The 3,922-nt window shown below is 74.3% G+C and carries 5 protein-coding genes and 2 pseudogenes; all 7 read right to left on the bottom strand.

Annotated features, from left to right (window positions below; translation table 11 throughout):
• Positions 1-206, bottom strand: a pseudogene (locus DLJ47_RS37065) (hypothetical protein); the annotation flags it as partial.
• Positions 184-663 (bottom strand): phage tail protein, encoded by a 480-nt coding sequence (locus tag DLJ47_RS23035; protein WP_109902644.1) that lies wholly within the window; start codon positions 661-663, stop codon positions 184-186. The pseudogene DLJ47_RS37065 and the gene DLJ47_RS23035, both read right to left, overlap by 23 nt.
• Position 664: 1 nt before the next feature.
• Entirely contained in the window at positions 665-1,915 is a 1,251-nt protein-coding gene (locus tag DLJ47_RS23030; protein WP_109902642.1) for a phage tail sheath family protein, read from the bottom strand.
• An 18-nt stretch (positions 1,916-1,933) separates the two neighbouring features.
• Entirely contained in the window at positions 1,934-2,632 is a 699-nt protein-coding gene (locus tag DLJ47_RS23025; protein WP_109902640.1) for a carboxypeptidase-like regulatory domain-containing protein, read from the bottom strand.
• Positions 2,629-3,237, bottom strand: a complete 609-nt coding sequence (locus DLJ47_RS23020; RefSeq protein WP_109902638.1) for a glycine zipper family protein — start codon at positions 3,235-3,237, stop codon at positions 2,629-2,631. Before DLJ47_RS23020 ends, DLJ47_RS23025 begins: the two co-directional genes overlap by 4 nt.
• Positions 3,238-3,248: 11 nt before the next feature.
• Positions 3,249-3,593, bottom strand: a complete 345-nt coding sequence (locus DLJ47_RS23015) for a hypothetical protein (RefSeq protein WP_109902636.1) — start codon at positions 3,591-3,593, stop codon at positions 3,249-3,251.
• A gap of 116 nt (positions 3,594-3,709) precedes the next feature.
• A pseudogene (locus DLJ47_RS35895) lies at positions 3,710-3,922 on the bottom strand (hypothetical protein); the annotation flags it as partial.

The raw sequence follows: 3,922 nt of genomic DNA, 5'->3' as shown, positions 1-3,922 counted from the left end.
GGGGGAAGGTCATGGAGGAGGCCGGGGGCGTGTGCGGCGACCAGGCGGAGCCAGTGCTCGGGCGGCTCGCCGGGGCGGCGCAGCGGACCAGCGGCGGGCTGCACCGCACCGCCCGCGGGCTCGATGCGCCCGGCCAGACGCGTCGCGCCGCCGGCGAGGGCGCGGAGCCGGTCGGCCAGCCAGCTACGCGGGCGTCGGGGCGGCACCGCCGGTCTCCAGTTCCAGGCCCTCGTAGCGCAGCGTCAGCGCGGCGATGGCGATCTCCTGACCGAGGGTGTTCAGGTGCGCGCCGAGCCAGCGGGTTGGCCAAGCGTTGATCATGTTCCAGCGGAGCACCTCGGTGGTGCCGGCGGCGTCCAGCAGCACGATCGACACGTTGCGCCGGCTCACCATGCCCCGGGCGACGGCGTGCACCCAGTCCCACAGCTCCCGGGAGGCGGTCAGTCCGAAGTGCAACGTCACCGGCTCGTACTCGGCCTGGCCGGGGATCATCCGGATCCGGTCGTTGCCCTGCTCCCGGTAGGGCAGCGCGGGGATGTTCATCTCCAGCCCGCTGACCTCGGTGAAGTGCCCGTTGGTCACGCCGTTGACCAGCAGCTTGAAGTTGTAGGCCCGGTACGGGTCGACCGGGGCGCCCGGCTGCGGGGTGGCCGTGGTCGGCATGTCAGCCTCCAATCGTCTCGGTCTCGGCGCCGCCGGCCCACTGGCTCAGCTTGAACACCACGAACTCCGCCGGCTTCACCACGGCGATGCCGATGTGCGCGACGACCATGCCGGCGTCGCGGACGTCCGGCGGGTTGGTCTCCTCGTCGCACTTGACGAAGAACGCCTCCTCGGGCGTGCGTCCCAGCAGGGCCCCGTCGCGCCAGACCCGGGTCAGGAAGGCGCCGATGTCACGGCGGATAGAGCGCCACAGCGAGAAGTCGTTCGGCTCGAAGACCATCCACCGGGTGCCGTTGGCGATCGCCTGCTCGATGGCGATGGAGAGCCGCCGGACGTTCAGGTAGCGCCACTCGCTGGCCTCGGCGGCGAGCGTACGGGCGCCCCACACCCGGATGCCCTCGCCGGCGAAGTAGCGGATCACGTTCACGCCCTTCGGGTTGAGCACGTCGTGCTCCGGCCGGGTGACCAGGTACGCCAGGTCGACGGCGCCGCGTACCGGCTCGTTGGCCGGCGCCTTGTGCACCCCGCGCAGCGCGTCGGTGCGGGCCCAGATGCCGGCCATGTGCCCGCTCGGCGGGGTGAGCACCAGTTCCCCGCTGAGCGGGTCGCGGACCCGCAGCCACGGGAAGTAGCAGGTGCCGAAGTCCGACTGCCGGGGCCGGCACGCCGCCGCCTCCCCGCCCGAGCCGCCCGAGCCGCCCGAGCCGCCGGATCCGCCCGAGCCGCCGGAAGCCTCGGCCGGCTTCGGGGGCTTGCCGCTGCTCGGGGTGGCGACCCGGGTCAGCGCCGAGATGTCCTCGACGTCCGGCGGCGGGTCGCAGATCGCCACCATGGTGCGGGTCCGCTCGGCCATGCTGAGCAGCGCCTCGTGCGACACCGGGTCGTGGAAACCCGGCGCGGCCAGGATGGAGATCTCGTCGACCGCCTCCAGCAGTTGCAGGCCGGCGCGCCGCTGGCCGGTGCCGGTGATCGCGCCGTCCTCGCCGACGTTGACCACCCAGCACCGGGTGCCGCCGTTGTCCAGGAAGCCGAACACCGCCCGGGCCAGCGGAGTGCTCTCCAGCCGCTCCCCGTCGGCGTAGAGCCGCAGGAAGTCCGACCAGTTGTTGACCGCCTGGGCCCGGCCGAGGTGGGCGCCGCGATCCGGGGCGACACCGACGAAGGCGGCCGTGCTGGTGCCGACCGGTCCGATCGGGCGGGCGCCGCTGGGCACCTCCTCGACGTAGATGCCGGGCGAGAAGTAGGTGGGCATCGGTCCTCCCGGATCGGGTCAGCGGGACGGTGGTGGGCAGACGATGACGATGTCGGGCTCGGCCGGGTCCACCTCGGCGGTGAGCACCTGGCCGCGGCTGGTCAGCCGCAGCCGCACCGGGCCGGGGCGCTCGGGGTCGTGCGGCACGCCGACCACGCGGAACCGGCCGGCGGGATCGGTGCTGGTGGCGTACGGCTGGCCGACCACCTCGACCCGGACGGCCGCCAGCGGCTGCTCGGCCGGGCCGACCACCCGTCCGTCGAAGGTCAGCAGCTCCAACTGGCGCAGCCGCAGCGGGGCCAGCACCGGCGGCGCGACCGCGTCGGCGTGGGTGACCTGGGCGGCCACGTCGATGAGCAGGGCCGGTCGGGGCCCGGTGCCGAACGCCTGCCACAGTCGCGGATCGCCGGCCTCCAGCACCACGGTGTGCCCACCGCCGGCGGTGGCGGCGGCGAGCACCCGGTCCAGCCCGGGCAGCGCCGCCGGCCCGCCGGCGCAGAGCAGGTAGCGCACGGTGAACCGGTACGGCTCGCGACCGCCGCCGCTGCCCCGGGTCTGCCGGGCCGGGCGCAGCTCCAGCGGCCAGAGGGTCAGCCGGGCGGCGTCGTCGTCGGGCCGCGGCGGGCCGACCGGGACGGGTTCTCCCGCCGCCCCGGCCAGCCACGCCGCCAGCTCGGCGGTGGCCGTCTCGATCGGACCGCGCGCACCGGGGGTCATCGCGGCGGGGTCCCCTGCACCCGGTAGGCGATGGCCTCGTTCCACACGTGCGGGTAGACGCCGATCTCGAAGTAGCGGGTGAACCGGTTGATCGGCGCGTTGCCGTGGTCGTGGTAGAGCAACCAGACCGGGGCGATGGTGAACAGCACGTAGTTGGCGAGCACCAGCGGGATGTAGAGCGGTCCGAGGATGCGCGCCTGGAGGATGTGCACGTCCTCGTGGCGCTGGATGCCCGGGCCGGATCCGGCGCAGACCGTGCCGATCGTGGTGGCGTAGCGGGGTGAGACGCCCTCGACCACGTTGACCCGGCAGGTGTGCTGCGAGGTGGGCCGGTCCAGGGAGTGCCCGAAGACCAGGTGGACGGCGAGGTAGACGGCGCCGACGACGGTGTTGAGCAGGCTCCAGGTGTGGTCGACGACGAAGAGCAGGACGCCCTTCGGGTCGGGGCCGTAGACCCGGGCCGAGGCGACCGCCCAGCCGAACACCCCGCCGACCAGCAGGCCGAGCACCGCCCCGATCAGCAGGCCGACGGTGCCGCCCGCGAACTGGCCGAGGACGGCGCCGGTGGCAACGTGCACGACGGTGCTGACGATTCCGTAGATCATGGCGGCACCTCTCAGACCCACGAGCGGATGATGCGGGGCTCGCGACCCTGCGCGAGCTGGGTGGGCGACGCCTGGGTCGCCTGCCGGTTGCCGGGCGGCAGCTGGTTGATGCCCAGCGCGGCGGAGAAGATGACCAGGCCGTTGAAGAAGGCGATGATCCACTTCTCGACGCCGGCGTCCGTGGCGAACGCCGCGGTGAGGTAGGACAGCGCGAGCGCGATGCCCAGCGCGATCCACTTGCGAGCCTTGTCGCCGCTCGGGCCGATCAGCCCGCCGATGACGTTGGTGGCGAGCAGCGTCGCGGCGCTCGCGCCGGTCAGGCTGCCCAGGGCGGCCCAGGTGAAGAGATCGTTCATCGCCGATCCCCCCTTCGATTGTGCGGTGGTGCGACCGGGGTGGTGGTGCGGGCCGGCGGCTCCGGGGAGTCTCCGACGACCCGTCCGCGGCGGCGGACGGGAGCGGATGGGGTGTCTCAGGCGGACTCCGGCGGGCCGGCGGGCGTCGACCCGGCCGCCGGCTGACCGCCGGGCACCTGGCCCGGCAGGGTCGGTCCGCCCGGCTGGCCGGGCAGGGTGGGACTGCCCGGCTGGCCCGGCAGGGCCGGGCCGGGCGTCGGGCCGGGCCCGGTCGCGCCGCCGGGCGCGGTCGCCGCCGTGCGCCGCCGCAGCAGCAGTACGACGACGAC

This window comes from Micromonospora sp. S4605 (assembly GCF_003176715.1).
GTDB classification, from domain to species: Bacteria; Actinomycetota; Actinomycetes; order Mycobacteriales; family Micromonosporaceae; genus Micromonospora; species Micromonospora echinaurantiaca.
The sequence above is the reverse complement of the archived record's forward strand: the minus strand, read 5'-3'. Positions and strand labels throughout refer to the sequence as shown.

Bases quoted from the DNA above. Each gene is read 5' to 3' on its own strand.
- DLJ47_RS23035 (WP_109902644.1), bottom strand. From the start codon at position 663: ATGCCGACCACGGCCACCCCGCAGCCGGGCGCCCCGGTCGACCCGTAC.
- DLJ47_RS23030 (WP_109902642.1), bottom strand. From the start codon at position 1,915: ATGCCCACCTACTTCTCGCCCGGCATCTACGTCGAGGAGGTGCCCAGC.
- DLJ47_RS23025 (WP_109902640.1), bottom strand. From the start codon at position 2,632: ATGACCCCCGGTGCGCGCGGTCCGATCGAGACGGCCACCGCCGAGCTG.
- DLJ47_RS23020 (WP_109902638.1), bottom strand. From the start codon at position 3,237: ATGATCTACGGAATCGTCAGCACCGTCGTGCACGTTGCCACCGGCGCC.
- DLJ47_RS23015 (WP_109902636.1), bottom strand. From the start codon at position 3,593: ATGAACGATCTCTTCACCTGGGCCGCCCTGGGCAGCCTGACCGGCGCG.